Source organism: Pseudonocardia adelaidensis (assembly GCF_039543345.1).
Lineage (GTDB): Bacteria > Actinomycetota > Actinomycetes > Mycobacteriales > Pseudonocardiaceae > Pseudonocardia > Pseudonocardia adelaidensis.
Map to the genome: position 1 here is coordinate 99,454 of NZ_BAABJO010000026.1, position 25,091 is coordinate 124,544.

21 protein-coding genes are annotated in these 25,091 nt (G+C 73.2%); 10 read left to right on the forward strand and 11 right to left on the reverse strand.

All coding sequences use genetic code 11. From position 1 onward, the window contains the following. Positions 1-71 precede the first annotated feature (71 nt). From ABEA81_RS29340 to ABEA81_RS29360, 5 genes are read left to right on the forward strand one after another with little or no spacing between them, the layout of a single operon-like run. Entirely contained in the window at positions 72-1,589 is a 1,518-nt protein-coding gene (locus ABEA81_RS29340) for a tripartite tricarboxylate transporter permease (RefSeq protein ID WP_345609333.1), read from the forward strand. After that, a complete protein-coding gene (locus ABEA81_RS29345) occupies positions 1,586-2,134 on the forward strand; it encodes a tripartite tricarboxylate transporter TctB family protein (RefSeq protein ID WP_345609335.1) in 549 nt (182 codons plus the stop codon). The genes ABEA81_RS29340 and ABEA81_RS29345 overlap by 4 nt, the downstream gene beginning before the upstream one ends. Positions 2,135-2,166: 32 nt before the next feature. Beyond that, a complete protein-coding gene (locus tag ABEA81_RS29350) occupies positions 2,167-3,210 on the forward strand; it encodes a Bug family tripartite tricarboxylate transporter substrate binding protein (protein ID WP_345609337.1) in 1,044 nt (347 codons plus the stop codon). A 33-nt stretch (positions 3,211-3,243) separates the two neighbouring features. Next, a complete protein-coding gene (locus ABEA81_RS29355) occupies positions 3,244-3,822 on the forward strand; it encodes a cupin domain-containing protein (protein WP_345609339.1) in 579 nt (192 codons plus the stop codon). A 26-nt stretch (positions 3,823-3,848) separates the two neighbouring features. After that, on the forward strand, positions 3,849-4,421 hold the full coding sequence (locus tag ABEA81_RS29360) for a cupin domain-containing protein (protein ID WP_345609341.1): 573 nt from the start codon (positions 3,849-3,851) through the stop codon (positions 4,419-4,421). 64 nt (positions 4,422-4,485) lie between these two features. Here ABEA81_RS29360 and ABEA81_RS29365 read toward each other — a convergent pair whose 3' ends face one another. The 7 genes from ABEA81_RS29365 to ABEA81_RS29395 form a co-directional block, all read right to left on the reverse strand. Then, positions 4,486-6,039, reverse strand: a complete 1,554-nt coding sequence (locus tag ABEA81_RS29365) for an FAD-dependent monooxygenase (protein WP_345609343.1) — start codon at positions 6,037-6,039, stop codon at positions 4,486-4,488. Next, positions 6,036-7,265, reverse strand: a complete 1,230-nt coding sequence (locus tag ABEA81_RS29370) for an MFS transporter (RefSeq protein WP_345609345.1) — start codon at positions 7,263-7,265, stop codon at positions 6,036-6,038. Before ABEA81_RS29370 ends, ABEA81_RS29365 begins: the two co-directional genes overlap by 4 nt. Further along, positions 7,265-8,383, reverse strand: a complete 1,119-nt coding sequence (locus tag ABEA81_RS29375; RefSeq protein WP_345609347.1) for an ABC transporter ATP-binding protein — start codon at positions 8,381-8,383, stop codon at positions 7,265-7,267. The genes ABEA81_RS29370 and ABEA81_RS29375 overlap by 1 nt, the downstream gene beginning before the upstream one ends. Positions 8,384-8,397: 14 nt before the next feature. After that, complete coding sequence (locus tag ABEA81_RS29380) at positions 8,398-10,116, reverse strand: ABC transporter permease (RefSeq protein WP_345609349.1); 1,719 nt, start codon at positions 10,114-10,116, stop codon at positions 8,398-8,400. Then, entirely contained in the window at positions 10,116-11,231 is a 1,116-nt protein-coding gene (locus ABEA81_RS29385; protein WP_345609351.1) for an ABC transporter substrate-binding protein, read from the reverse strand. The genes ABEA81_RS29380 and ABEA81_RS29385 overlap by 1 nt, the downstream gene beginning before the upstream one ends. 92 nt (positions 11,232-11,323) lie before the next feature. Next, positions 11,324-12,193, reverse strand: coding sequence for an NAD(P)-dependent oxidoreductase (locus ABEA81_RS29390; RefSeq protein WP_345609353.1), 870 nt, complete (start codon positions 12,191-12,193; stop codon positions 11,324-11,326). Positions 12,194-12,219: 26 nt separating this feature from the next. Then, positions 12,220-12,795, reverse strand: a complete 576-nt coding sequence (locus ABEA81_RS29395; protein WP_345609355.1) for an ArsR/SmtB family transcription factor — start codon at positions 12,793-12,795, stop codon at positions 12,220-12,222. Between the two features lie 68 nt (positions 12,796-12,863). On the opposite strand from ABEA81_RS29395, the gene ABEA81_RS29400 reads away from it, so the two are divergent. Continuing rightward, complete coding sequence (locus ABEA81_RS29400) at positions 12,864-14,246, forward strand: alpha/beta hydrolase family protein (protein ID WP_345609357.1); 1,383 nt, start codon at positions 12,864-12,866, stop codon at positions 14,244-14,246. An 18-nt stretch (positions 14,247-14,264) separates the two neighbouring features. Continuing rightward, entirely contained in the window at positions 14,265-15,494 is a 1,230-nt protein-coding gene (locus ABEA81_RS29405) for an MFS transporter (RefSeq protein WP_345609359.1), read from the forward strand. Here ABEA81_RS29405 and ABEA81_RS29410 read toward each other — a convergent pair. Genes ABEA81_RS29410 through ABEA81_RS29425 form a run of 4 tightly spaced genes read right to left on the reverse strand, consistent with a single transcriptional unit; the run spans position 15,491 to position 20,453 of the window. Further along, on the reverse strand, positions 15,491-16,486 hold the full coding sequence (locus tag ABEA81_RS29410; RefSeq protein WP_345609361.1) for an ABC transporter permease subunit: 996 nt from the start codon (positions 16,484-16,486) through the stop codon (positions 15,491-15,493). The two genes, ABEA81_RS29405 and ABEA81_RS29410, sit on opposite strands and share 4 nt — an antisense overlap. After that, positions 16,483-18,060 carry a sugar ABC transporter ATP-binding protein gene (locus ABEA81_RS29415; RefSeq protein WP_345609363.1) on the reverse strand — a complete coding sequence of 526 codons (1,578 nt, stop codon included), beginning with the start codon at positions 18,058-18,060 and terminating at the stop codon, positions 16,483-16,485. Before ABEA81_RS29415 ends, ABEA81_RS29410 begins: the two co-directional genes overlap by 4 nt. A 5-nt stretch (positions 18,061-18,065) precedes the next feature. After that, positions 18,066-19,028, reverse strand: a complete 963-nt coding sequence (locus ABEA81_RS29420; protein WP_345609365.1) for an ABC transporter substrate-binding protein — start codon at positions 19,026-19,028, stop codon at positions 18,066-18,068. Between the two features lie 51 nt (positions 19,029-19,079). Beyond that, on the reverse strand, positions 19,080-20,453 hold the full coding sequence (locus tag ABEA81_RS29425; protein ID WP_345609367.1) for a pyridoxal phosphate-dependent decarboxylase family protein: 1,374 nt from the start codon (positions 20,451-20,453) through the stop codon (positions 19,080-19,082). A gap of 44 nt (positions 20,454-20,497) precedes the next feature. Between ABEA81_RS29425 and ABEA81_RS29430 the strand changes: the two genes are divergently transcribed. From ABEA81_RS29430 to ABEA81_RS29440, 3 genes are read left to right on the forward strand one after another with little or no spacing between them, the layout of a single operon-like run. Next, a complete protein-coding gene (locus ABEA81_RS29430) occupies positions 20,498-22,099 on the forward strand; it encodes a phytoene desaturase family protein (protein WP_345609369.1) in 1,602 nt (533 codons plus the stop codon). A 9-nt stretch (positions 22,100-22,108) separates the two neighbouring features. After that, a complete protein-coding gene (locus tag ABEA81_RS29435) occupies positions 22,109-22,885 on the forward strand; it encodes an alpha/beta fold hydrolase (protein WP_345609371.1) in 777 nt (258 codons plus the stop codon). Further along, positions 22,882-25,074: an alpha/beta fold hydrolase gene (locus ABEA81_RS29440; protein WP_345609373.1), complete on the forward strand. Its 2,193-nt coding sequence runs from the start codon at positions 22,882-22,884 to the stop codon at positions 25,072-25,074. The genes ABEA81_RS29435 and ABEA81_RS29440 overlap by 4 nt, the downstream gene beginning before the upstream one ends. Positions 25,075-25,091: the final 17 nt, after the last annotated feature.

Sequence of the window (25,091 nt, forward strand, 5' to 3'; positions counted from 1 at the left end):
AGGTATTACGGTTGTGCCAAACTACCAGCCGTGCCGGGCACCGCCGCATCGTCGCGAAATGGGGACGCCGAATGCTGACCGACGCCCTCAACGGTCTCATGGAGGTGTTCCAGCCGGTACCCCTGATGCTGATGCTGCTCGGGGTGCTCATCGGCTTCGTCGTGGGGATCCTGCCCGGGCTCGGCGGCGCCGTGACGCTCGCCCTGATGCTGCCCTTCACCTTCGACATGCAGCCGGTCGAGGCGTTCGCGTTCCTGCTCGGCATGTGGGTCGTCACCTCGACCACCGGCGACATCACCTCGGTGCTCTTCGGCGTACCGGGGGAGGCCACATCGGCCGCCACGGTGCTCGACGGGCACCCGATGACGAAGCGGGGAGAGGGCGGCAGAGCGCTCGGCGCCGTGCTGCTGTCGTCCGCGCTCGGCGCCGTGTTCGGCGCGTTGGTGCTCGCGCTCTCCCTGCCGATCATCCGGCCCGTCGTGCTGGCCTTCGGGCCGCCCGAGTTCTTCGCCCTCACGGTCCTCGGCCTGACGTTCGTCGTCGCGTTGTCCGGCCGCAGGCTGCTCAAGGGCTTCGTCATGGCCTCCTTCGGCCTGCTCGTCGCGCTCGTCGGCCTGGACCCCCAGGAAGGCGTGCCGCGCTACACGTTCGACCTGCTCTACCTCTGGGACGGGATCGGCATCGTCCCGCTGGTCGTCGGCCTCTTCGGGGGCGCCGAGGTGCTCCAGATCATGCTCAGCAGGCGCAGCATCGCCCGCACCGACGGCGCCGACAGCAGGGACGCCTCGCTCGCGGGCGTCGGGCAGGGTGTGCGCGACGTCTTCCGCCACTGGGCCCTCGTGATCCGCTCCAGCGCGATCGGCACGGGCGTCGGCATCGTGCCCGGCCTCGGGGGCACGGTCGCCCAGTTCATGGCCTATGGCGCGGCGCAGCAGAGCTCCAAGAACCCGGAGATGTTCGGCAAGGGGTCGATCGAGGGCGTCATCGCGGCCGGTGCGGTCAACAACGCGAAGGACAGCGGGTCGCTGATCCCGACGATCGGGTTCGGCATCCCCGGCGGCGCCGGGAGCGCCGTGCTGCTGTCCGCGTTCCTGATCGTGGGCCTGAACCCCGGCCAGGAGATGCTGACCACCTCCCTGGACGTCACCTTCTCGATGATCTGGGTGACGGTGCTGGCCAACTTCGTCGCCGTGGTCGGCGCGTTCCTGCTCCTGAAGCCGCTCACCCGCCTCACGTTCGTCTCCGGCCCGCTCCTCGTGCCGTTCCTGCTGCTGCTCCTCACGCTGGGCGCCTACACGTCGAGCAACTCCTTCGCCGACGTCCTCGTGATGATCGGGGCCGCCGCCGTCGGCGTCGTCTGCATCCGGTACGACTGGCCGCGTGTGCCGTTCCTGCTCGCGGTCGTGCTCGGCGCCCTCGCGGAGCGCTACCTCTTCCTCTCGCACTCGCTGTTCGGGTGGACATGGCTGACGCGGCCGATCGTCATGGTGATCGGGCTGGTGATGGTCCTGGCGATCGTGACCCCGACGGTCCGGAGGCTGCGCGACCGGCGGCGGACCCCGCGTCCGACGAGCGAGGAGACGGTATGACCGCCCAGGCCCCCGCCGAGGCCCCCGTGGCGAGGGGCCGCCGCCCGCCCGAGGCCGTGGCCGACGTCGTCATCACGGTGCTGCTGCTCGCGCTGTTCGTGGGGGCCTTCCTCGCGGCCGGTGACTGGTCGTTCCGGGCGGCCCTCTTCCCGCGGCTCGTCACCGGTGCCGGCCTCGTGCTCGCCGCGCTGCACCTCGTGCAGGCCCTCCTGCGGCTGCGCCGCCCGGCTCCGGCTCCCGACCCGGGCGGCAGCGAGCCCGACCCCGACGACCCGGACCCCGACGACGTCGAGTACGTCTTCCGCGCGGCGGGCCCGCGGCGGTGGGCGGCCGTCCTCGGCTGGGTGGCCGGCTTCTTCGCGCTGCTCGCCGTCGCAGGCCTGTACGTCACGGCGCCGGTCTTCTCGCTGCTGTACCTCCGGTTCGCCGGCAGGCGGACATGGATCTTCAGCGCGATCTACGCCATTGTGATCGCAGTGGTGCTCTACGTGGCTTTCGAGCTGGCTCTCGGCGTTCCCACGCCGCCGGGCCTGCTCGTGGACTGATCCCGGCTCGGATCGATACAGGGGGTTCCTCGATGGGTGACCGGTCGTGCCGGCGGCGTGGCCTCGCGGCCGTGGTCGCGCTGGGTGTCGGGGCAGGCGTGCTGGCGGGGTGCTCGAGCGGTGCCCAGACCGCGGGTGACGCGCTGCCCGCCTGCTCCTCCCTCGACGGGGAGACCGTGTCGCTCGTCGTCCCCTACGAGCCGGGCGGGGGGTACGACTCCTACGTGCGGCTGCTCGCGCCGTACCTGGAGGAGCGGACCGGCACCACGATCGCCGTGCAGAACCAGCCCGGCGCGGGCGGCCTGCTGGCCCTCAACAACCTCCTCACCGAGAAGACCGACGGCACCACGATCGCGATCATGAACGGGGTCGGCGCGGGTGGCTCGTCGCTGGCCGGGGCCGACGGGGCCCAGTTCTCCCTCGCCGACTTCACCTACATCGGGCGCGTCGTGAGCGAGCCGCCCCTCATCGTCACCAGCGCCAACGGGCCGTACCAGACGTTCGACGCCGTGCGCGCCGCCCACGGCTTCCGGTGGGGTTCCACCGGACCGGGTGCCGAGGACTACGTCACCGCCTCGCTGCTGTCCAAGGTGTTCAACATCGACGCCCAGGTGGTGACCGGGTTCCCCGGGTCGGGGGAGACCGAGCTGGCGATCCTGCAGGGCGCCATCGACGGCATGTCCGGCAACCCCGGCAGCCGTCGTCAGGCGGTGGAGGAGGGCACCCAGACGCCGGTCCTGCGCATGGGCGAGCAGCCGCCCGCGTGGCTGCGCGCCGATGTCCCGTGGGTCCGCGACGTCCCGATGACCGACGAGCAGCGGGCCGTGATCGACGCGCACCTGGCGTTGATCGAGATCGGCCGTCCGCTCGTCGGGCCGCCCGGGATGGACGAGGCGGCCAGGAACTGCTGGCGGGACGCGATGGCCGCGGTCATGTCGAACCCCGACCTCCTCGCCGCGGCCCAGCAGCAGGAGCGGGAGCTCTCCTTCCTCGGCGGCGCCGAGCTGGACGCCCTCGTGGAGCGGATCGTCACCGCGCCCCCGCAGTACCGCGAGCTGCTGGCTGGCATGTATTAAGGTAAAACTGTCAGTCCAATAAGAGGAGGTCGGATGCCGCCGCCCGCCGACGACGCGCCCCAGCTCTACCACAGCAACAAGAACCGCACGTTCGTCCGCGCGGTCCAGGGCGACTACGGCCTCTCCGCGGAGCTCGAGCGGCTGCGGTCGATGCCGCGGGTCCAGAAGGCGAGCGAGATCAAGTTCGTCGACGGGCCGCAGGCCTACAGCAGGCACTACGTCGAGCCGAAGGACGGCATCACCCAGACCTTCCACCTCCACCTGGAGGAGTACGGCCCCGGCGGGAAGTCGCAGAAGCACGGCCACGTCAACGAGGCGGCGTTCTACATCCTCGACGGCCGTGGCTACGAGATCCACGACGGCGAGCGCTACGACTGGGAGGCCGGCGACGTCGCGATCGTGCACAACAACTGCGTGCACCAGCACTTCAACGCCGACCCGGAACGTCCGGCCCGCGCGCTCGTCATCAAGACCAAGCCGATGTACATGTTCATGAACATGCTCTTCCAGAAGCAGGTGGAGCCGCGCCAGACCACGCCGACGCCCGAGGGCGTTGGGTTCGAGGTCCGCGAGGAGGAAGCGGACTTCAACCACCCACCGGAGGGCTACTGATGGCGTGGGGAGAAGCAGCGGCCTGGGTGGCAGGCACCGAGAACGCGCCGCTCTACGCCAACCTCCTGCAGGACGCCGCTGACGCCCCCCGGCGCAACGCGGGCCGCCGCAAGATCCTCAAGCCCGCCGACATGCCGTGGGAGATGTCCCGGCAGGGGCTGCTCAAGCACCTGATCAACGAGGACCTCAACACCCGCATGGAGACGGTCGACGCCTACATGCAGATCATCCCGGCCGGGAGCCGCTCCGGTAAGCACCGGCACCTCGCCGAGGAGTGCCTCTACGTCGTCGAGGGCCGCGGCTACGACCTGCACCAGGACTGCGACGTCGAGATCACCGACACCTACCACTGGAAGCCCCAGGACGAGGTGAAGCGGTTCGAGTGGGAGGCGGGCGACGTCATCTACGTGCCACCGAACACGATCCACCAGCACTTCAACGCCGACCCGCACCGCCCGGCCCGCCTGATCTCGGCGATAAACCGGATCTTCAAGCACTCGGGCCTGAACGACCTGGAGCAGATCGAGGACGCGCCCGAGTACGACCCGTCCGTCGTCCTGGACGCGGAGAGGATCCGTGAGTACCTGCGCACCAGATAGGCCCGCTGACACATGAACTCGGGTGCTCGCACACGAACTGCGGTTGGTGTGCGAGCACCAGGGTTCACGTGTGACCGCTGGCCCTCCGCAGCACGGCCCGCGGGTCGGGCGGCGCTGCGTCGCCGGTCCAGGCCACGTACTGGTCGGGGCGGACCAGGATCAGGCGGGCGCCGTAGGCCTCCCGGCCGTCCGCGTACGTGTCCCGGACGACCGCCACCGGCAGCCCGGCCCACGCGCCGGGGTCGGCGTCGAGGGCCAGGAGGGTGAACCCGGCGCCGAGCGCCTCGAAGACGTTGCGCCCGGACGAGAACTGCAGCGGCGGGAGGTGGTGACCCGGCCGCGCGCGGAAGGTGTGCTCGCCGTGCGCGCTGACGGCGCCGCCGGGCGGGCCGCACACGACCGGCGAGCCCTCGTAGTGCGGTTCGAAGTCGCGCAGCCGCCTCCCGAAGCCGGCCGCGGCCTCGGCGAAGCGTTGCTCGAACGCGGCCCGGTCGGCCTTCGGGTCGAACGTCGCGAGGAACTCGCTGTCGTCGCGGATCCAGCCGCCGATGATGTCCTCGCCGACGTCGCGGAAGACCGGCTGCCGTTCGAGGGTGTAGGAGTCCAGCAGCTCCGCACCGCCCCACCCCTGCAGCACGGCGGCGAGCTTCCAGCCCAGGTTGACCGCATCCTCCAGGCCGTTGTTGAGGCCGAACCCGCCGTAGGGCGGGTGGGTGTGCGCGGCGTCCCCGGCGATGAAGGCGCGGCCGGCCCGGTAGGTGTGGGCCACCTGGACCCGCAGGTCCCAGAACCCGACGTGCTCGATCTCGCAGGCGAACGGGTACCCGGCGGCGCGGTGCAGCAGCGACGTGAAGTCGTACGAGCCCACCCGGGCGTCCCGCGGGACCGGTGCGTGGAAGAAGAACGCCTCGCCCACGTCGACGCGCCCGAAGAACATCCAGTAGCCGTTCAGGTCCGGGTGCAGCACGCGGTAGGTGGAGCGGTCGGGGAACCGGTGCAGCGCCCGGTGCAGCTCGGGGGAGCGGAAGACGACGAGCGCGACGAGCTCGTCCCAGTCGGTGCCGCTGCGCGGGATGTCGGCCTGCTCGCGCACGAGCGAGCGGCCGCCGTCGCAGCCGACGACGTAGTCGCCGCGCAGCTCCTGCCGCGCGCCGTCCCGCTCGATCGTGACGCGCACGCCGTCGGCGTCCTGGGCCACGCCCGTCGCGCGCCAGCCGATCCGCGTCCCGACGTGCGGGAGGCCGGCGAGCCGCCGGCGCAGCACCTCCTCGGTGCGGTACTGGGGGAGGCGCTCGTTCGCCTGGAAGTAGTAGGGCTGCACGAGCTCGCGCGCGGGCGGTGCCGCCCAGAACTCGCCCATGAGGTTCTCGTAGGCGGTGACCTGGCCGATCGCGTACCCGGGAGGCATCGTGCGGGCGGCGCGGATCTCGTCGGCGACACCCCAGCGCCACATGTGCTCCATCGTGCGCTGGGACAGGCCCTGCCCCTTGGGGATCATCGAGAGCTCGGTGCGCTGCTCCACGACGACGCACCGGATGCCGCGCAGTCCCAGCTCGAGGGCGAGCGCGATGCCGACCGGCCCCCCGCCCACGATCACGACCTGGTGCCGCCGGTTCACGCGGCCGCCCCCTTCGCAGCGATCCCCGCGTAGTCGCGCACGACGTTGGGCCGGGTGAGCAGCGCGATCGCGGCCAGCACCGGCACCGCAGCGCCCGCCGTGAGCGCGACGACCGGACCGGCGAGGCCCGCGGCCACCCCGATCGCGAGGTCGCCGAGCGCAGGCCCGCCACGGGAGGTGATCTGGTAGAGCGACTGCACCCGGCCGCGCAGCTCGTCGGGCGTCTCCAGCTGCACCGCGGCGTGCCGGATCGTGGTCGCCGCGGCGTCGAAGGCACCCAGGAGCAGCGCGAACAGCAGGACGGCCGCGAGCGGCGAGACCTGGGCGAACGACATCGCGACGAGACCGTAGGCGATCGTGGACGCCAGCAGTGCGCGGCCCAGCCTGCGCGAGCGGGACACCAGCCGGACGATCCCGTACGTCGCGAGCAGCGCGCCGAGCGAGGGCGCCGCGGACAGCAGCCCGTACCCGGCGGGCCCGATGTCGAGCCGGTCGGCGAAGGCCGGCAGCAGCACCCGGTAGGCGCCGAAGACGGTCATCAGCAGGTCCAGGCCGCACAGCGACCAGATGATCGGCCGCCGCCGCACGTACCGGACGCCCTCGGCCATGTCCGCGCGGATCGAGCGCGGCCCGTCCGCGCGGCGCAGGGGCGGGACCCGGACCGCGGCCAGCACGGCGACCAGCGCCGCGTAGGAGATCCCGTCGAGCAGGTACACCAGCCCCGGGCCGTTCGCGGCGATGAGCAGGCCGCCGATCGCGGGCCCGACGAGCACGGCGACCTCGCGCGAGGGGTTCAGCAGCGCGATCGCCGCGGGCAGCACGTCCCGGGGGACGAGCGCCGGCACCAGCGCCTGCCGGCAGGGCTGGTCGAACGTCGCCGCGGCCGTGGTGACCAGTACGCCGCCGATCACGTGCCAGGCCTGCGCGACCCCGGCCAGCGAGACGGCGGCCATCGCGAGCGCCACGAGCATCGCGACGGCCTGGCTCGCCTGCAGCAGGCGACGGCGGTCCCACCGGTCGGCCAGCACACCGCCGAGCGGGCTCAGCACGACCAGGGCCACCGCCTGGGCGCCGCCCACGAGGCCGGTGGCCGCGATCGAGCCGGTGAGGTCGTAGACCTGCCACAGGCTGGCCGCCACCGTGGCGCGCGTCCCGATCTGCGAGAGGACGACACCCGACCAGAAGAGCAGGAAGTCCCGGTTGTGCAGCAGTCGTGCCCAGTGCATCAGCCCACCGGGACGAGCGTGACCTTGCCCGGCTCCGTCGCCACGAAGATCTCGGTGCCGGGCTTGATGGACACCGACGGGTTGCCGCGCACGCGGAGGCTGCCCTGGCCCACCCGGACGATGTGGTCGATCGCGTCACCGAGGAACGCGCGGTTGGTGACCGTGCCCGGCCACTCGTTGACGCGGTTGCCCCAGCCGGTGGTGCTGATCTCGAGGCTCTCCGGGCGGACCGCGGCGAGCACCTCCGCACCGACCGGGACCCGGGCCGCCGACTCGAGCCGCACGCGCCCGGCCTCGGTGTCGATGTCGACGCGGTCGCCCTCGCGCGCCGCGACCCGGCCGCGCAGGAAGTTGGACGTGCCGATGAACTCGGCGACGAACCGGCAGTTCGGGGTCTCGTACACCTCGCGGGGGCGCCCGGTCTGCAGGACGTTGCCCTCCTTCATCACGGCGATGGTGGTCGAGAGCGCGAGCGCCTCGATCTGGTCGTGGGTGACGTAGACCGACGTGATGCCCAGCTCGCGCTGGAGGCGCTTGAGCTCGTAGCGCAGCGACTCGCGCAGTTTCGCGTCCAGGTTGGACAGCGGCTCGTCGAGCAGCATCAGCGGCGGCTCGATGATGATCGCCCGGGCCAGGGCGAGGCGCTGCTGCTGGCCGCCGGAGAGCTTGGTGGCCTGCCGGTCGGCGAGGTGGCCGAGCTCCATGGTCTCCAGCACCTTGGCCACCCGCTCGCGGATCTCCCGCTTGCCCGGCCGCTGCGACCGCTTGCGCACCTGCAGCGGGAAGGCGACGTTGTCGAACACGGTCATGTGCGGCCAGATCGCGTAGGACTGGAACACCATCCCGAGCCCGCGCCGGTTGGCCGGCACGTTGAGCCCCTCCCCGTCGAACAGGACGCGGTCGCCGACCACGATCCGCCCGGAGTCGGGGCGTTCCAGGCCGGCCACGGCCCGCAGCGTCGTGGTCTTGCCGCACCCGGACGGCCCGAGCAGCGTGAACATCTCGCCCTCGCCGACCTCCAGGCTGACGTCGTCGACGGCGAGCACCCGGCCCGCCGTCGCCCGGCGCCTGCTCGCCTCCCCGGCGAAGCTCTTCACGAGGTTGCTGATCGTCAACACGGTGGAGCCTCCGTTCAGGACTTGAGGCCGACGCGGGCGCCGACCTTGTAGGCGACCGCCACCAGCACGGCGAGGACGAGCACCATGATCACGCCGAGGGCGGACAGCTCGCCGAAGCGCGCGTTGGCGTACAGCTCCCAGATCGAGATCGAGAGCACCTCGTTGCCCGGCGTGTAGAGCAGGATCGACGAGGAGAGCTCGCGGAAGCTCACCACGAAGATGTAGACCCAGCCGGCGAGCAGTGCCGGCGCGATGAGCGGCAGCAGGACCCGGCGGAAGGTCGACCACCACCCGGCCCCGCTGACCTGCGCCGACTCCTCCAGCTCGGCGGAGATCGTCTGCATCCCGCTGACCGCGTAGCGCATGCCGTAGGGCAGGTACCGGGTGCAGTAGGCGATCAGCAGGATGAGCAGCGTGCCGTAGATCGGCAACGGGCTGCGCAGGTAGACGAACGCGATCCCCACGCCGAGCACCAGCCCCGGGATGACGAGCGGCGAGAACGCGATGTGGTCCAGGAGCTGGCGACCCGGGATGCCGGACCGGACCACGACCCACGCGGCCACCGCCATCAGGGCCATCACGATCGTCGCGGCCCCACCCCCCAGGACGAGCGAGTTCCTCAGCGCCGTGGGGACCGAGGGGAGGTTGAACACGGCGACGAAGTTGTCGAGGTTCATCGACGCGAACGCCTCGGCCGACGGGGGCCGGTAGTAGGGCAGCAGCGCCGTGTAGAGCAGCACCATCAGCGGCGCCAGCACCGTGACGAAGAAGTACAGCAGGATGCCACCGCCGACGACCGGCTTCCAGCGGCCGAGGTCGATCGGGCGGGGGCGGAAGCCCTTGCCGGTGATCGTGCCGCCTGCGTGGCCCCGGCTCAGCACGTTGGACAGCCAGATGCCCAGCGCCGCCACGGCGAGCAGCCCGACGGCGAGCGCCCCTGCCCCGGCGAAGTCGACGGGGAAGCTGCGCAGCACCTGGTAGATGCGGCTGGTGAAGACGTAGATGCCGTTCTGCAGGCCGAGCAGCGCGGGCACCTCGAAGCTCTCGAGGCTGCGCACCCCCATGATCAGGGCGGCCGACAGCAGTGCCGGGCGCACCAGCGGGAGGGTCACGCGGCGGAACGTCTGCACGCGGGTGGCGCCGCTCATGAGCGACGACTCCTCGAGGGAGGGGTCGGTCGAGCGGAACGCGGCCACCATGAAGAGGAACGCGATGGGGGACAGGTGCAGCCCCTCGACCCAGATCATCCCCCAGACCGTGAAGACGTCGAACGTGCCGGGCCCGAGCACGGGCTCCAACAGGCTGTTGAGCAGGCCGATCGTGGGGCTGGCCAGGAAGATCCAGGCGATCGTGTACAGGATCCCCGGGATGATCAGCGGGATGATCGACGCGGCGAAGAACAACGCCTTGAACGGCACGTCGGTGCGCACGTTGAAGTAGGCGAGCGCGGTGCCGACCGCGAGGGACAGCACCGCCGCCCCCGCCGCGAACCACAGGGAGTTGCCGACCAGCTCCCCGATCCGGGCGTCGCCGTAGGCCCGCGCGAATCCGCCGAGGCTGAAGCCCTGGGCGTCCGAGAAGGTCGTCCACAGCAGGTAGACCAGCGGGATCAGGGCGAGGTACCCGACCACCACCGTGATCGCGGCCGCCACGAGGGTGCGGGGGCGCAGGAGCACCTCACGCCATCGCGCGAGGGCTCCCGGCCGGCGCGCCCGGGTTGCGAGCGTGGCCATCACTTCTCCGGGAGCTGCTCGCCGCCCCGGACGAGCTCGTCGTAGCGGGCGGACCAGTCGTTGCCCTCCTCGATGAGCTGCTGCACGTCCACCGGCAGGACCTGGTGACCCGCGAGGGGGTCGGTGCCGTCCGGCATGACGGCCGGGGTGAGGCCGTTGTCGAGGATGATCTTCTGACCGTCGTTCAGCATCCAGTCCATGAACAGCATCGCGGTGGCGGGGTGCTTGCTGCTGCGCAGCAGCCCGGCGCCGTTGGCGCGGGCCACGACGGGTTCGACGAACGGCTGGTCGTCGACCGGCGCACCGTTCACCCGGGCCTTGTTCGTCAGGTAGGTGTAGGAGGCGGCGACCACGCCGAACTCCCCGGCCGAGAGCAGCTCGACCTGGCCCGAGTGCCCCTTCGCGACCTTCGACCCCTGCACCATGTCGGCGAAGAGCCGGTCGATGTCGGCCGCGGGCATGCCCTGCTGCTCGTAGTACGTGTGCAGGGTCATGTACCAGTCGTAGTCGCTGACCTCCAGGGACAGGATGCCGTCGTACTTCGGGTCGGCGAGGTCCTCCCAGCGGTGGGGCACCAGGTCCGCGCGGACGAGGTTGGTGTTCCACGCGGGCGCGAAGATGTTGAAGCGCGTGGGCGTCCAGCCCTCGTACCGGAACTGCTCGTTGATCTTGTTCCGTTGCTCGCCCTCGTAGTCGCCGGTGAGCCCCTGCGTGGCGATGATCGCCATCTGCGTGGCGTTGGTCTCGACGACGTCGGCGCCCGCGAAGCCCGCCGATGCCTCCTGCAGGGTGCGCTGCAGGACCGTCTCGGAGTCGGCGCGGTAGACGTCCACGTGCACGCCCGTCGCCTGCTCGAACTGCGGCACCACGATGTCGGCGATGTCGGCGTTCAGCGAGGTGTAGAGCGAGAGCGTGTTGCCCTCCTGGGCCGCCAGCTCGACGAGGCGGTCGTGGCGTGCGGCGCCGGTGAGCGGGTCGACCTCCGCGTAGACGGCTTCCGCAGCGGTGGGCTGGTCGGAACCCGGGGCGGGGCCGGAGGTCGGAGCACCGCCGCAGCCGGAGAGCAGCAGCAGGCCCGCGGCGCCGAGGCTGGCAAGCGCCGATCGTCGTGACATCGTCGTCTCCAGGATTTGCGGCCGTGCAGCACGGGAGGGCCAGGCCGGAGGACTAACGGACTGACCATTGGTGCGCAGGAAGGTAACTCTCCTCACACGCCCCTGTAAAGCCCCGGATCCTCTCCGGCGAGCAGGCGCAGCGCCGCATCGATGTCGAACGACCGCATGAAGGCGAGCGCCGTGCGCGCCATCGACAGGTCGGCGCCCGTGGCCGCGGCCATCTCCTCGGCGTTCGCGATGTCCTTCTCGAACCAGGTGAAGCGCATCTGGTCCATCTCGCGCAGCGTCCGGCTGTCGGTGGGGCTGTCCTGCATCGCCAGCCGGAGCTTCTGCACGTCGCCGCCGAGCCGCCTGCCCAGCTCCAGGGCCTGGGCGACCGCCGAGATCTGCGCCCAGTGCACGAGGTTGTTGACCGTCTTGCCCACCTGGCCCGCGCCGACATCGCCCAGCAGGTGCACCGCGGCCGTCCAGGGCGCCAGGACGGGGCGTGCGGTGTCCAGGGCGTCCGGATCGCCGCCCGCCAGCAGCGTCAGCCGGCCCGCCTCGGCGGAGCGGACGCCGCCGGTGAGGGCCGCGTCGAGCACGTCGACGCCCGCGGGCGCGGCCGCGGCGAGCTCCCGGCAGGTGTCGGGCAGGGCGGAGCTGGACAGCAGCACGACCGTGCCGGGGCGGGCGGTCGCGAAGACCCCGCGCTCCCCCGTGAGGACGTCGTGCAGCTGGGCGTCGGTCGCCACGACGACGATCACCACGCCGGCCGCGGCGGCCACGCCCGCGGGATCCGGTGCCGCGGTGGCGCCGTGGGCCGTGGCGGCCGCGACCGCGGTCTCGTCGAGATCGGTCACGACCGTGCTGATCCCGGCCGTCGCCAGGTGGCGGGCGATGGGACCGCCCATCGCGCCGAGGCCGATCACCCCCGCTCCGGACGGGGCGGGTGGACGGGTGGATGTGGCGTTGTCGGTCATCGGCCCATAATGGACTGGTGTCAGACCTATAGCTCGTCGTCCACGTCCGGGAATACGACGAAGCGCACGAGAACGCTGCGGGCGCCGTCTGCGGGCGGGTCGGTGGCGGCGGCGTAGCGCCGGAACAGCTCCATGTAGTCCGCCCAGAAGGCGAGCAGCTCGTCGCGGGTGAGGTGCAACCCGCCGCGGGCGAACAGCAACCCGTCGCCCCACTCGCCCAGCTTCTCGCGCTGCCGTTGGAACCGTGCGAACGCCTCGAAGTCCTCGGCGACTCCTCGGCGCGTGAACTCCTCGAACGTGGCCCGCAGGTCGGCGCTCATCGTGCTGCGCGGCGGGAACCGGATGTCCTGGCGCTGGGCCCGCCACCAGCGCTCGCGGCCCTGCCCCTTGCCCGGCACCTCTGCCACGAAGCCGTGCTCGGCGAGCCGGCGCAGGTGGTAGCTGGTGGCGCCGGTGTTCTCCCCGAGTGCCCGGGCCAGCGTGGTCGAGGTGGCCGGACCGCCCCGGTCCAGCTGCCGCAGGATCCGGCGCCGGAGCGGGTGGGCGAGCGCCTTCAGGGGCCCCGGATCGGTGAGCTCTCGGGGTTCTGCCTGATCTGCCACCGGTCAGAAGATAGCACCTTCCTTTGCAAAGCTTTCTCTGCAAAGCTTCCTTTGTAGGAGGGACGCTCATGAGCCTGCTGGTTCTCGCCGCTGCCGCCGCGATCGCCGTGCTGCCGGATCAGCCGCCACCGACACCGCCCGTCCCGGCTCCTTCCGGGATCGTCCGGGCCGAACTCACCGTCTCGACCGGCGACGGGCTGGTCCTGCCCGCCACGCTGCACGTGCCGGCCGGTGCACGACCGGGTCTGCCCGGCATGGTCCTGGTGCACGGCTCCGGGCCCGCTCGGCGCGAGCATCTCCGCGCCGAGGCGGAGGCCTTCGCGCGGGCCGGCATCGCCACGCTCACGTACGACAAGCGCGCGGTGGGCTACTCGTTCACCCAGCGCTCCTACTCGCGGCTCGCCGACGACGCCATCGCCGCCGCGGCGGTGCTGCGGGCCCGGGCCGAGGTCGATCCGGCGAAGGTCGGGATCTGGGGGCTGAGCGAGGGCGGCTGGGTCGCGCCCCTCGCCGCCTCCCGGGACCCGAAGACCGCGTTCCTCGTGGTGGTGGGCGCGAACGGCCTCGCGCCCCTGCGTCAGCAGACCTGGGCCGACGCGAGCGAACTGGAGTACGCCGGCGTCCGCGGGTCGCTGGTCGACGCGGGATCGCGTACCCTCTACCGCCTGATCGCTGGCGCGGGCGTGTTCCCGGAGGCGCACTACGACCCCGGCCCACCGTTGCGCGAGCTCACGCTGCCGGTGCTCGGTATCTGGGGCGCTCTCGACCGGGCGACGCCGCCGGTCGAGAGCGTCACCGCATACCAGGAGTTCCTCGACCAGGCCGGCAACCGCCACTACACGCTGCGCACCTTCGACGGGGCGGAACACGCCCTGCGTGCCAGCACCACCGGGTACGAGAGGGGCGTCGAGTTCGCCCCCGGCTACGTCGATCTCGTCGGCTCGTGGGTCGGCGACGTGGCCGCCGGCCGGACGCCGCCGTCGTCCGTGACGGGCACCGGTGAGCAACCCCGCCCGACTGTCGAGGTGCCGCCGCTGGGCTGGTACGAGTCGGTCTGGGTGCAGGCCGGTGCCCTCGCCGTGATGCTGTCCGGCTTCGCCGGGCTCGGCGTCACCGCGGCCTGGCGCCGGGTGCGCGGGCGCTCCGGTTCGGCGGCGCCGTGGTCGGCCCGGGTGCTCGCGGTGGCCGGGTTCGTCGCCGTGCCGGGATGCGTTCTCTACCTGGGATCCGTGCTGGCGAGCCGGGGCGGCGCGTTCGATCCGGGCCCGATGATCGCCGGCAGGCCGCTGCCGTGGCTCGCGCTCCAGGCGCTCGCCGTCGTCGCGACCGGTGCGGCGGCCGCGCTCGGTGTGCGGATGTGGCGTCGGGGCGGATACCACAACGCGTCGCTGCTGGCTGCGGGCGCGGTTTTCGTGCCATGGGCGGTCTACTGGGGGCTGCTGGCGCCGTAATGGTCTAGTGTCAGACCTATGTGTGAGCGAGTGACCCCCGGGTCGCCCGCCGGTTTCCTCGCCCGTACCGTCCGCTCGCTCCACCACCCCAACTACCGCCGCTACCTGGGCGGGCACGCCCTGAGCGTCGTCGGCACCTGGATGCAGCGCGTCGCGCAGGACTGGCTGGTGCTGGAGCTGACCGGCGACCCGGTCGCCGTCGGCACGGCGCTCGCCCTGCAGTTCCTCCCGATGCTGCTCCTCGGGGTCTGGGGTGGGGTGCTGGTCGACCGCCTCGACCGCTGGAAGCTCCTCGTCGCCACCCAGGCGGCGAGCGCCGTGCTCGCCGCGGTCCTGGCGGCCACCACCCTGCTCGGTGTCACCACGCTCGGTCTGGTCTACCTGATGGCGGCGCTGCTCGGGCTGGTGACCGTTGTGGACTCACCCGCCCGCCACACGTTCGTCACCGACCTGGTGCCGCCCGGCGACTACGTCAACGCCCAGGCGCTGAACTCCACGATCCACAACACCGGCCGGCTGGTCGGGCCCGCGGTGGCCGGCCTCGTCATCGCGGCCACCGGCGCAGGTGAGGCCTTCGCGCTCAACGCGGTCTCCTTCGCCGCCGTGCTGGTCGGGCTCGCCCGCATCGACCGGTCGGCGCTGCACCGCGCTGCGAAGGCGGCCTCGGGCAGGGGGCAGGCGATGGCCGGGCTGCGCTACGCGTGGGGCCACCGCGAGTTGCGGGCCTGCCTGTTCCTGGTGGCTGTCGTGGGCCTGTTCAGCCAGAACTTCCGCGTGATCCTCCCGGTCACCGCGGCCGACGTGCTCGGCGGAGACGCGGCGACGTACGGGTACCTCACCTCGGCGCTCGGGCTCGGGGCAGTGCTCGGTGCGGTCGGCGCGGCGTCGAGCGTGACCGTGACCGGACGCAGGCTGCTCGCCTGCACGGTGGCGCTCGGTGCGACGAACCTCCTGATGGCCCTGGCCGGGCAGCTCGCCGTCGCGCTCGCCGGCCTGGTCGCCGTGGGGGTCGCCAACATCGCCTTCAACACGATGGCCCGCAGCCTGCTGCAGCTGCGCAGCGCGCCGGAGATGCAGGGTCGCGTGATGGCCCTGCACGTGCTGCTCAACCTCGGGACCACGCCGCTCGGCGGTCCGTTGCTCGGCTGGGTCTGTGCCGTGGCGGGATCCCCGTGGGGCTTCGTCGTGGCCGGCGGCGCGGCGCTGCTCGCGGTGGGGGTGGTGGCGCGCCGCCTGCTCACCGGCTAGCCGGAGCGCCAGTTCTTCAGGCTGTCCAGGCCGACGGCCACGACGATGACGGCGCCCTTGATGATGAGCTGGGTGAAGAACGGGACGTTCATCAGCACCAGGCCGTTGCTGAGGACCCCGATGATCAGTGCGCCCACGAACGTGCCGTGGATCCGGCCCCGGCCGCCGAACAGCGAGGTGCCGCCGAGCACGACCGCGGCGATCGCGTCCAGCTCGTAGCCCTCGCCCGCCCGGGGCTGGCCGGACTCGACGCGGGCGGCGAACATGACGCCGGCGAGGCCGGCCGTGAGCCCGGCGAGCAGGTAGACCTTGAGCAGCACCCGCCTGACCTTGATCCCGGCGAGGCGGGCGGCCTCGACGTTGCCGCCCACGGCGTAGATGTGCCTGCCGAACGTGGTGCGTTCGAGGATGAACCACACGGCGACGTAGGTGATCACCATGACCACCACGGGCGAGGGGATCGCCGCGATGTTGCCGTTGCCGAGCAGGCGGAAGCCCAGCTCGCCCTCGGCGATCAGGGGTTGGCCGTCGGTGAGCGCGTAGGCGGTGCCGCGCAGGTAGGTGAGCGCCCCGAGCGTCACGATGAAGGCGGGCAGGGCGAGGTAGGCCACGAGCAGGCCGTTGAGGAGTCCGGCGGCCGCGCCGACCACGATCCCGCCGAGCACGGCGACGAGGGCGGGGGTGCCGGCGTTCCAGAGCAGCACGGACGTCACGCCCGCGACGCCGATGACGGATCCGACCGACAGGTCGATGCCGCCGGTGAGGATGACCAGCGTCATGCCCGCGGCGAGCACCGCGTTGATCGACACGGCGCGGGCGACGTTGAAGCCGTTGGACAGGCTCAGGAAGTTGGGCGCGATCACCGCCATCAGCGCGACCATCGCCAGCAGCACGACGAGGATGCCGTAGCGGTCCCACACCTGGCCGAAGCTGGGCCGGGGCCGATCGGCGGGCTCGCGAGCGGACGCGTCCGCCGGTGCGGTCCGGGTCATCCTGGGGTGCCTCCGTTCGTGCCACCGTTCGTCCGGTCACCGTTCGTCCGGTCACCGTTCGTCCGGTCACCGTTCGTCTGGTCACCGCTCGCGGCGACGCCCGTCGCGTGCAGCATGACGGCCTCCTCCGTGGCCTCCGACCGGTCGAGCTCGGCGACGATCCGCCCGCCGCGCACGACGAGCACCCGATCGCTGATGCCGAGCGCCTCGGGCAGGTCGGAGGAGACCACGAGCACCGCCACGCCGCGGGCGACCTGCTCGTTGATCAGCCGGTAGATCTCGTACTTGGCGCCGATGTCGACGCCGCGGGTGGGTTCGTCGAGGATCAGCACCCGCGGGCCGACGGTGAGCCAGCGGCCGAGCACCACCTTCTGCTGGTTGCCGCCGGACAGGTGCCCCACCTCCTGCGTCGGCGCGCTCCGGATGCGCAGGGCGTCCATCTGCCGGTGCGCCACGTCGCCGATCGCGCGCCGCCGCAGCACGCCGAGCCGCGACAGCCCGCCGAGCGCGGAGGTCACCAGGTTGTCGCGGATCGACATCAGCGGGAAGAGCGCCTGCTGCTTGCGGCTCTCGGGGAGCAGCCCGATGCCCTCGCGGATGCTGGTGGCGGGGGAGCGGCGGTCGACGGGCCTGCCGTCGAGCTCGACGGTGCCGGCTCGGGCGCGGTCGGCGCCGTAGATCATGCGGGCGATCTCGGTGCGGCCCGCGCCGATGAGGCCGACCATCCCGACCACCTCGCCGGCCCGCAGCGTGAGGTCCACGGGACCGATCCCGGCGCCGTCGGTGAGGCCACGGACCCGCAGCACGACCTCGCCCGGTGCGCGGTCGTCGTGGACGTAGAGGTCCTCGACGTTGCGCCCGATCATCTGGGTGACCACCCGCTCGGGGGTGATCTCGGCCTTCTCGCTGGTGCCGACCGAGCGGCCGTCGCGGAACACCGTGACGCGGTCGGCGAGTTGCCAGACCTCCTCCATCCGGTGGCTGATGTAGACCAGCCCCATCCCGGCGGACCGCATCTCGTCGATGAGCGCGAAGAGCCGGCGGGCCTCCCGGTCCGACAGCGCCGCGGTGGGCTCGTCGAGCACGAGGATCCGGGCGTCCTCGGCGAGGGCGCGCGCGATCTCGACCATCTGCTGCCGGCCCACGGACAACCGGCGCATCGGCAGCCGCGGGTCGATGTCGGCGCGCACCCGGGCCAGCTTCTCCTCGGCGTCGCGCAGCACCCGCTTGCGGTCGAGGGCGCCCCAGCGGGTGCGGGGTTCCGCACCGAGTGCCAGGTTCTCCGCGACCGTCATGTCGGGCACGGTGTTGAGCTCCTGGTGGATGATCGCGATCCCGAGGGCGGTGGCCTCGATCGGCGACGAGACGGTGACCTGCTCCCCGTCGATCCGGATCGTGCCGGCGTCCGGGGCGTGGACCCCGGCGAGCACCTTCATCAGGGTCGACTTGCCCGCCCCGTTCTCGCCCATGAGGGCGTGGACCTCGCCGGCGCGCAGGTCGAAGTCGACGCCCCGCAGGGCGGGGGCGCCACCGAATGACTTGGTGACGCCCTCCATGCTGACCAGCGAGGCCATGCCGACTACTGCCAGCCCTTGTACTGCGCCAGGCTCTCGCGGGTGATCATCTCGGTGGGCACGAGCACCTTCGTCTGGTCGGGCTGCTCGCCCGCGAACAGCTTCTGGGCCATCTCCAGCGCGATCGCGCCCTGCGTGTTGGGGTCCTGGGCCGCGGTCGCCTTGAACATCGAGTCGGGCTTCTGCAGCTCCGCGACCGCCTCGGGGGACGCGTCGACGCCGACGATCACCAGCCCGCCGATGCCCGCCTGCTGGGCGGCCAGGGTGGCCCCGAGCGCCGTGGGGTCGTTGATCCCGAAGACACCCTTGACGCCCGGGTGTGCGGTGAACATGTCGGTGGCGATCGTCAACGCCTCCGCGCGGCCGTTGTCGCCGTTCTGCTCGGCCACGATCTTGATCTGCGGGTAGCCCTGCAGTGCCTGCTTGCAACCGGTGACCCGGTCCTGCACGGAGGAGATCGGGGTACCGTTGATCAGCAGGATGTCGCCCGCGCCGCCGATCTGGTCGGCCAGGTAGGTGCAGGCGAGCCTGCCGGCCTCGGTGTTGTCCAGGGTGACCTGCGCCTCGGCGCCCTGGGCCGCGACGTCGACCGCCACCACCTTGATCCCGGCCTCCTTGGCCCGGTCGACCGCGGGGCCGATGCCGTCGGAGTCGACGGCGTTGATCAGCAGCACGTCGATCTGCTGCTGGATGAACGCGTCGATCTGCTCGTTCTGGGCGCCGAGGTCCTGCCGCCCGTCCTGCACGTTGACGGTGGCGCCGATCTTCTCCGCCCCGGCCTTCACCCCGTTGGCCATCGACTGGAAGAACGGGTTGGACAGGTCCTGGACCATCAGCCCGATCGTCTTGACCTGAGCACCGGGACCGCCGCGCTCGGTGCTGACCGGGTCGCCCTCGCTACAGGCGGTGGCGAGGGCGCACGCCAGCACCAATCCGCTCGCCACCAGCGTCCGCTGCCGCAGCTTCATCGCTCGTACCTCCCGATCGCGCCGTTGCGGGACGCGATGTTAACGCACACATCAGACAAGCTCGACGGCGCGGAGGACGGCGGTCACCGAGCGGTCGACGTCGGCCTCGGTCGTGGCCGCGTTCGAGACGGCGATGCGCATGTAGCGGCGGCCGCGCCAGGTGGTGCCGCCCATCCAGCAGGTGCCCTCGCGCTGCACGGCCGCGAGCACGGCGTCGGTGCGGGCGTCGTCCCCGATCCCGACGAGCACCTGGTTGAGCACGACGTCGTTCGCGATCTCCAGCCCGCCCGCCGCGAGACCCTCGGCGAAGCGGCGCGCGAGCCGGCAGCAGCGCTCCACCAGCTCGGCCACGCCCTCGGCGCCGAGCTCGCGCAGGGCGGCCCAGACGGCGAAGCCGCGGGCCCGGCGCGACGACTCGGGGACGAGGTCGCCCGGCATGGGGACGGGGCCGCCGGAGCCGGTGAGGTAGCTCGCCGTGTAGTTCATCGCCGCCACGTGCACGTCCGGGTGGGCGCAGATCGCGAAGCCGCAGTCGTAGGGGACGTTGAGCCACTTGTGCCCGTCGACCGCCCACGAGTCGGCCAGCTCCACCCCGGCGACGAGGTGGGCGCGGGCCGGCGCGGCGGCGGCCCACAGCCCGAAGGCGCCGTCGACGTGCACCCAGGCGCCGTGCTCTCGGCCGATCGAGACGGCGGCGCGCAGGTCGTCGCACGCGCCGGTGTTGACGTTGCCGGCCTGCAGGCACAGCACCGTCGGCCCGGCCGGGCCCGCGGCGAGCACCCGGCGCAGGTCGCCCACGTCGATGACGCCGTTCGGGCCGGCGGCCACCTCCCGGATCGCCGCGGATCCGAGGCCGAGCAGGCGCAGGGACCGGTCGATGGTGGCGTGGCGCTCCGCGCCGGCGACGACCCGCACCCGGGGTGCGCCGTGCAGGCCGTCGCGCTCGACGTCCCACCCGGCGGTGCGCAGCACCTGGTGGCGGGCGGCGGCCAGCCCGACGGTGTTGGCGGCCTGGCCACCGGTGACGAACCCGACGGTGGCGGTGTCGGGCAGCCCGAGCAGCGCGAGCAGCCAGCTGCTCGTGACGCGTTCGGCCGCCACCCCGGCGGGGGAGAGCGCGTCGTTGAAGGGGGCCTGTTCCCAGCCGACGGCGAGCACGTCCGCGGCGGTGGCGGCGGGCAGCGCCCCGCCGACGACGAACCCGAAGTACCGCGGGCCTGCGGTGCTCATCAGCCCGGCCTGGGCGGCCGCGACCAGTTCCTCCACGACCTGCTCCGGCGGGGTGCCCGTGCGGGGCAGCGGCCCGCCGAACCGCTCCAGCAGCGCGTCCACGTCCGCGGGCGCCTGCACCGGCCGATCCGGGAGCGATTCCCGGTAGTCCGATGCGACCGTCGCGGCGCGCTGCAGGAGCGATCTGAGATCCATCGCCGGATCGTACGAACGGCGGGCCGTCGCATAGGTTGGCCGGTGTGGATCAGGTCGATGTCGTCATCGTCGGGGCCGGGATCAACGGGATGGCTGCCGCCGCGCAGCTGGCGGGGGCGGGGTGGTCGGTCGCCCTCGTCGACCAGCACCCGCGGATCGGCGGGTTCGTCGCGGGCGGGGAACGCACCGTGCCGGGCTACCGGCACGACACGTACTCCTCGTGGCACCCGCTCTTCGTCACCGGCCCCGTCTACGCCGAGCTGGGCGCCGACCTGCACCGGCACGGCCTGGAGTACGCCGGCTCCGACGGCGCGGTCGCGGCGTCGGTGTCCGACGACGGGGCGGTGACGATCGCCCACCGCGACGTCGAGCAGACGGTGGCGGGCTTCGCCGACCCGGCCGACCGGGACGCCTACCGCGCGGCGATCGGGCGGTTCGGGGCGCACGCCGCGCACATCGGCGGGCTCCTGGGCAGCGAGCTGCGCTCGCCCGGCGTGCTCGGCCCGTTGTGGGGGCTCGCCCGCGAGGGCGGCCGCCGCGAGCTGGCGGCCTACGCGCGGGAGGTCGCCACGAGCGGCCGGGCGTGGCTGCGCACGCACTTCCGGGGTCCCGAGGTCGACCACCTCTGGGCGCCGTGGCTGCTGCACGCGGGCCTCGCGCCCGACAGCGCGTCCGGCGGGCTGATGGTGCCGGTCTTCGCCGCCACGCTGCACGCCGCCGGCCTGCCGGTCGTGGTCGGCGGGGCGGGGAACTTCGTGACCGCGTGGGAACGGCTCCTGGCCGAACGGGGCGTCACCGTGCACACCGGGCGGCGGGTCGAGCGGGTGGTGCTGCGGGACGGGGCGGCCGCAGGGGTCGCGGGCGACGGCTGGAGCATCGCGGCCGAGCGGGCGGTGCTCGCGTCGGTGACGCCGGCCGCGCTGTACGGGCAGCTGCTGCCGGCTGGCGCCGTGCCGGCCGCCGTGGGCGAGGAGGCGGCGCGCTTCCGGCCCGGACGGGCGGCGATGCAGGTGCACGTCGCGCTGTCCGGACCCGTGCCGTGGCGCGACCCGGTCCTGGCCGGCGTGCCGCTCGTGCACCTCTCGGACGGGTCCGCCTCCACGGCGATCGCCTGTGCGGAGGCCGAAGCGGGCCTGCTGCCCCGGCGCCCGACGGTGGTGGTCGGCCAGCAGCACGTGCTCGACCCGACGCGGGTGCCTGCGGGGGCGGCCGCGCTGTGGCTGCAGCTGCAGGAGGTGCCGTTCGCCCCGGCCGGGGACGCGGCCGGCGAGCTGGACGGGACGGCCGGCTGGGACGCCCCGCTGGCCCGCGGGTACACCGATCGCGTGCTCGACCGGCTGGAGGCGCACGCGCCCGGGCTGCGCGACCTGGTGGTCGGGATGGACGTGATCACCCCGGCCGACCTCGCCGCGTACAACCCGAACGCGCTGGAGGGGGACCCGTACGGCGGGTCGGCCGAGCTGGACCAGAACTTCCTCTGGCGTTCCCGGCACGCGACGCCGGTACCGCGGCTGTGGCACATCGGCGCGTCGACCCATCCCGGACCGGGGCTGGGCGGCGCGTCCGGTCACCTCGTCGCCCGCCGCCTGCTGGCGCCGTCGCCCCGGGAGCGGGTGCGCCGGATGATCGCCGGTCGGTCCGGGTAGTAGAGGGTCATGGCCACGACGGAGCACGGCCCACCGCTGCCGGATGCCCTGGAGCGCCACCGGGACACGTCCGCCGGCCGGATCCGCAGCCGCTCCGTCGGCGAAACCCGCCCCGGCGTGCCCGAGGTGGCGCTGGTGCAGGGCATGGCCGTGGCCGACTACCTGATGCCCGCCGTCGCCGAGCTGGGCCGGTGGACGCGCGCGCACCTCGTCGAGCTGCCGGGGTTCGCCGGGAGCGGGGAGCCGAGGTGCAGGCTCGACGTGCCCGGGTACGCGGCGGCCGTGGTCGAGTGGCTCGATGCCGCGGGGCTCGGACCGGTCGTGCTCGCCGGGCACTCGAGCGGCACGCAGGTCGCCGCGCGGGCGGCGGTGCTCGCCGGCGAGCGGGTCGTCGCCGTGGTCCTCGCGAGCCCGACCGTCGCCCCGATCGCCCGGCCGTTCCCGCGGATGGTCCTGCGGTGGCGGTTGGACGGGCGGCACGAGCCGCCGGGGTTGACCGGCTCGCACCTGCGCGAGTGGCGCCGCGCGGGCGTGCGCGGGCTGCTGCACCTGGTGCGGGTGCACTTGCGGGACCGGATCGAGGAGTCGGTGCCCGCGCTGACCGTTCCGGTGCTCGTCCTCCGCGGGGCCGACGACCGGCTCAGCACCGCGGAGTGGGCCCGCGACCTCGCTGCCTCGGCGCCGTCGGGCCGGTACCGGGAGGTGCCCGGCGCGCACACCTTCGTCTGGGCGGACCCCCGTGCGTGGAGCGCGCCGGTGCGGCAGCTGGCGCTCGAGGCCGCATGAGCGAGCTCGCGAGCGGATCACGGGTACAACGCCCGGAGTTCGCCGGCTCGTGGGCCGTGGTGCGGGGGCGGCGCGTGCACGCCCGGGTCGGGGGCCGGGTGGACGCCCCGGTGGTGGTGTTGCTGCACGGCCTGGGCGTGTCGAGCCGGTACATGCTCCCGCTGGCCCGGGAGCTGGCGCCGGACTTCCGGGTGCACGCGCTGGACCTGCCCGGCTTCGGCCGCAGCGAACCCGCGCCCGCGGTGCTGGACGTGCCCGGGCTGGCCGACGCGCTGCTGGCCTGGGTCGACGAGGCGGGCCTCGATGCGCCCGCGCTCGTGGCGAACTCGATCGGCTGCCAGGTGGTGGCGTCGGCGATGGCGCGCTCGCCGGAGGCGCTGGGGCGCGCGGTGCTCGTCGGGCCGACGTTCGACCGGCACGGTCGCGGTATCCCGCGGCAGGTCGCGCGCCTGCTGCGCAGCGGCGTGCACGAGCGCCCCGGGCTGGTCGCCGTCATGGCCCGGGACTACGCGGCCTGCGGGCTGCGGCGGGTGGCGCGGACCGCGCGGCACGGGCTCGCCCACCGGATCGAGGACGACCTGCCCGCGATCGCGCGCCCGGTGCTGGTCGTGCGCGGCGGCCGCGACCGCGTCGTGCCACAGCGGTGGGCGGAGGAGGTGACCGCCGCGCTGCCGGACGGCAGGCTCGCCGTGGTGCCCGGGCACGGCCACGCCCTCAACTACTCCGCACCCGGGCCGCTCGCGGCGGCGATCCGGCCGTTCCTCGGCGGCCCGCCCCCGGGGCCCGACGCGCCGACCGCCCGGCCCGCCACCGCCAGCATCGCGCAGTTCGACTCGGCGACGACGTTCCTGAAGGGGACCGCGGCGACCCTGCACGGGCGCGACCTGCCGGCGCTCGGAGCGTTCCCGCGACCGGTGGCCCCGCTCGTGGAGCGGGTCGTCCCGGCGGTCAACCTGCTGCCCGAGCGGCTGCGCGAGCAGGTGTACCGCATCGGCAGCGGCAGCGAGGCGGCTCCGCCGGGCGAGCTGCACGCCGTGAGCGCCGAGGCACTGGCGCGGTGGATGGTGGCGCAGTACCCGCGGCGCGAGTTCCCGGCGGCGATCGTCGGGTCGTCGAGCGGGGCGCTCGCGCACCTCGCGGCCGCGCTCGGCGTCCCGTACCTGCCGCAGACGTTCCTGCTCCCGGTGGCCCAGCCGCAGGTGCACCCGGACGACCCCCGCCACGGCCTCGCCGCGGGCCGCGGGCCCGGGCGGATGCTGCTCGACGCGAACCCCGACGTAGCGCTGCACCACATGCATGACCCGAACCAGGACCGGTTGTCGCTGGCCCGGATGACCTACTTCCGCCTCAAGCGGCGCCGCCTCGGACCGGCATTCACGGGCTTCCTCGCCGAGACCCTGCCGCGCGGGGCGACGTTGCTGGTCGCCGACTGCCGGCTGCGCTGGCCGGTCACGCGGGTCGGCGACCGGCACGTGTTCCAGTTCGGCGCGCTGGGCGGCATGCCGGCCGAGGAGTTCCGCACCGGCGGCGTCCGCGTCGCGGACTACCTGCGCCGGTACGGGTCGGACCGCGCGGGCTGGGACCCGCCGCCCGTGGACGGCGACGCCCCCGAGGCCGAGTGGGGGTTCGACCCCGCGCTGTGGGACGACCTGCGCGCGACCGCCGAGGAGCGGGGGTGGCGGCTGCGCCGGGTGACGTTCGACGCGCCTGCGGCCCTCAGCCCGCTGGTCGCCGACCTGTACCGGTGGTGGTACCGGCGGCGGGACAGGCCGGCGGACCGCCTCCTCGTCGAGTCGTTCGTGCTGATCGAGCCGCGGCTCGTCCTCGAGACCGGCGTGGTGCCGTACTGGTCGGAGTTCCCGGTCGAGCCGTCGGCCGCCGCGCTGGAGCGCTACCTGGACGGCGTCGAGCCGTTCGAGGAGATCCTGGTGACGCTGTTCCAGCACGGCACCGACGGTGTCGGGGTGGCGCCGGCCGGCCGGTGGCGCGAGCTGTCGGCCATGGCCCGCCGGCGCGGCGCGTTCCTCGGGGTCGACCCCCGCCGGCACCCGCGGGACTTCGGCAGCTTCGGCCGTTTCCACCGGCAGCTCGCCGGGATGCCCCGCGCCGCCCCGCCCGCGCCGCTCACGCTGGAGGAGCTGGACCTGTTCCTCGCCGGGCGGCGCGACGAGTCGGTCGACTGGTCGTAGGGCCCGCGGATGTGACG

Excerpts from the sequence above, each read along its gene's own strand:
- ABEA81_RS29345 (WP_345609335.1), top strand. The coding sequence starts at position 1,586 with ATGACCGCCCAGGCCCCCGCCGAGGCCCCCGTGGCGAGGGGCCGCCGC.
- ABEA81_RS29340 (WP_345609333.1), top strand. The coding sequence starts at position 72 with ATGCTGACCGACGCCCTCAACGGTCTCATGGAGGTGTTCCAGCCGGTA.
- ABEA81_RS29410 (WP_345609361.1), bottom strand. The coding sequence starts at position 16,486 with ATGACCCGGACCGCACCGGCGGACGCGTCCGCTCGCGAGCCCGCCGAT.
- ABEA81_RS29425 (WP_345609367.1), bottom strand. The coding sequence starts at position 20,453 with ATGGATCTCAGATCGCTCCTGCAGCGCGCCGCGACGGTCGCATCGGAC.
- ABEA81_RS29440 (WP_345609373.1), top strand. The coding sequence starts at position 22,882 with ATGAGCGAGCTCGCGAGCGGATCACGGGTACAACGCCCGGAGTTCGCC.
- ABEA81_RS29400 (WP_345609357.1), top strand. The coding sequence starts at position 12,864 with ATGAGCCTGCTGGTTCTCGCCGCTGCCGCCGCGATCGCCGTGCTGCCG.
- ABEA81_RS29390 (WP_345609353.1), bottom strand. The coding sequence starts at position 12,193 with ATGACCGACAACGCCACATCCACCCGTCCACCCGCCCCGTCCGGAGCG.
- ABEA81_RS29370 (WP_345609345.1), bottom strand. The coding sequence starts at position 7,265 with ATGCACTGGGCACGACTGCTGCACAACCGGGACTTCCTGCTCTTCTGG.
- ABEA81_RS29350 (WP_345609337.1), top strand. The coding sequence starts at position 2,167 with ATGGGTGACCGGTCGTGCCGGCGGCGTGGCCTCGCGGCCGTGGTCGCG.
- ABEA81_RS29355 (WP_345609339.1), top strand. The coding sequence starts at position 3,244 with ATGCCGCCGCCCGCCGACGACGCGCCCCAGCTCTACCACAGCAACAAG.
- ABEA81_RS29420 (WP_345609365.1), bottom strand. The coding sequence starts at position 19,028 with ATGAAGCTGCGGCAGCGGACGCTGGTGGCGAGCGGATTGGTGCTGGCG.
- ABEA81_RS29405 (WP_345609359.1), top strand. The coding sequence starts at position 14,265 with ATGTGTGAGCGAGTGACCCCCGGGTCGCCCGCCGGTTTCCTCGCCCGT.
- ABEA81_RS29415 (WP_345609363.1), bottom strand. The coding sequence starts at position 18,060 with ATGGCCTCGCTGGTCAGCATGGAGGGCGTCACCAAGTCATTCGGTGGC.
- ABEA81_RS29385 (WP_345609351.1), bottom strand. The coding sequence starts at position 11,231 with ATGTCACGACGATCGGCGCTTGCCAGCCTCGGCGCCGCGGGCCTGCTG.
- ABEA81_RS29435 (WP_345609371.1), top strand. The coding sequence starts at position 22,109 with ATGGCCACGACGGAGCACGGCCCACCGCTGCCGGATGCCCTGGAGCGC.
- ABEA81_RS29380 (WP_345609349.1), bottom strand. The coding sequence starts at position 10,116 with ATGGCCACGCTCGCAACCCGGGCGCGCCGGCCGGGAGCCCTCGCGCGA.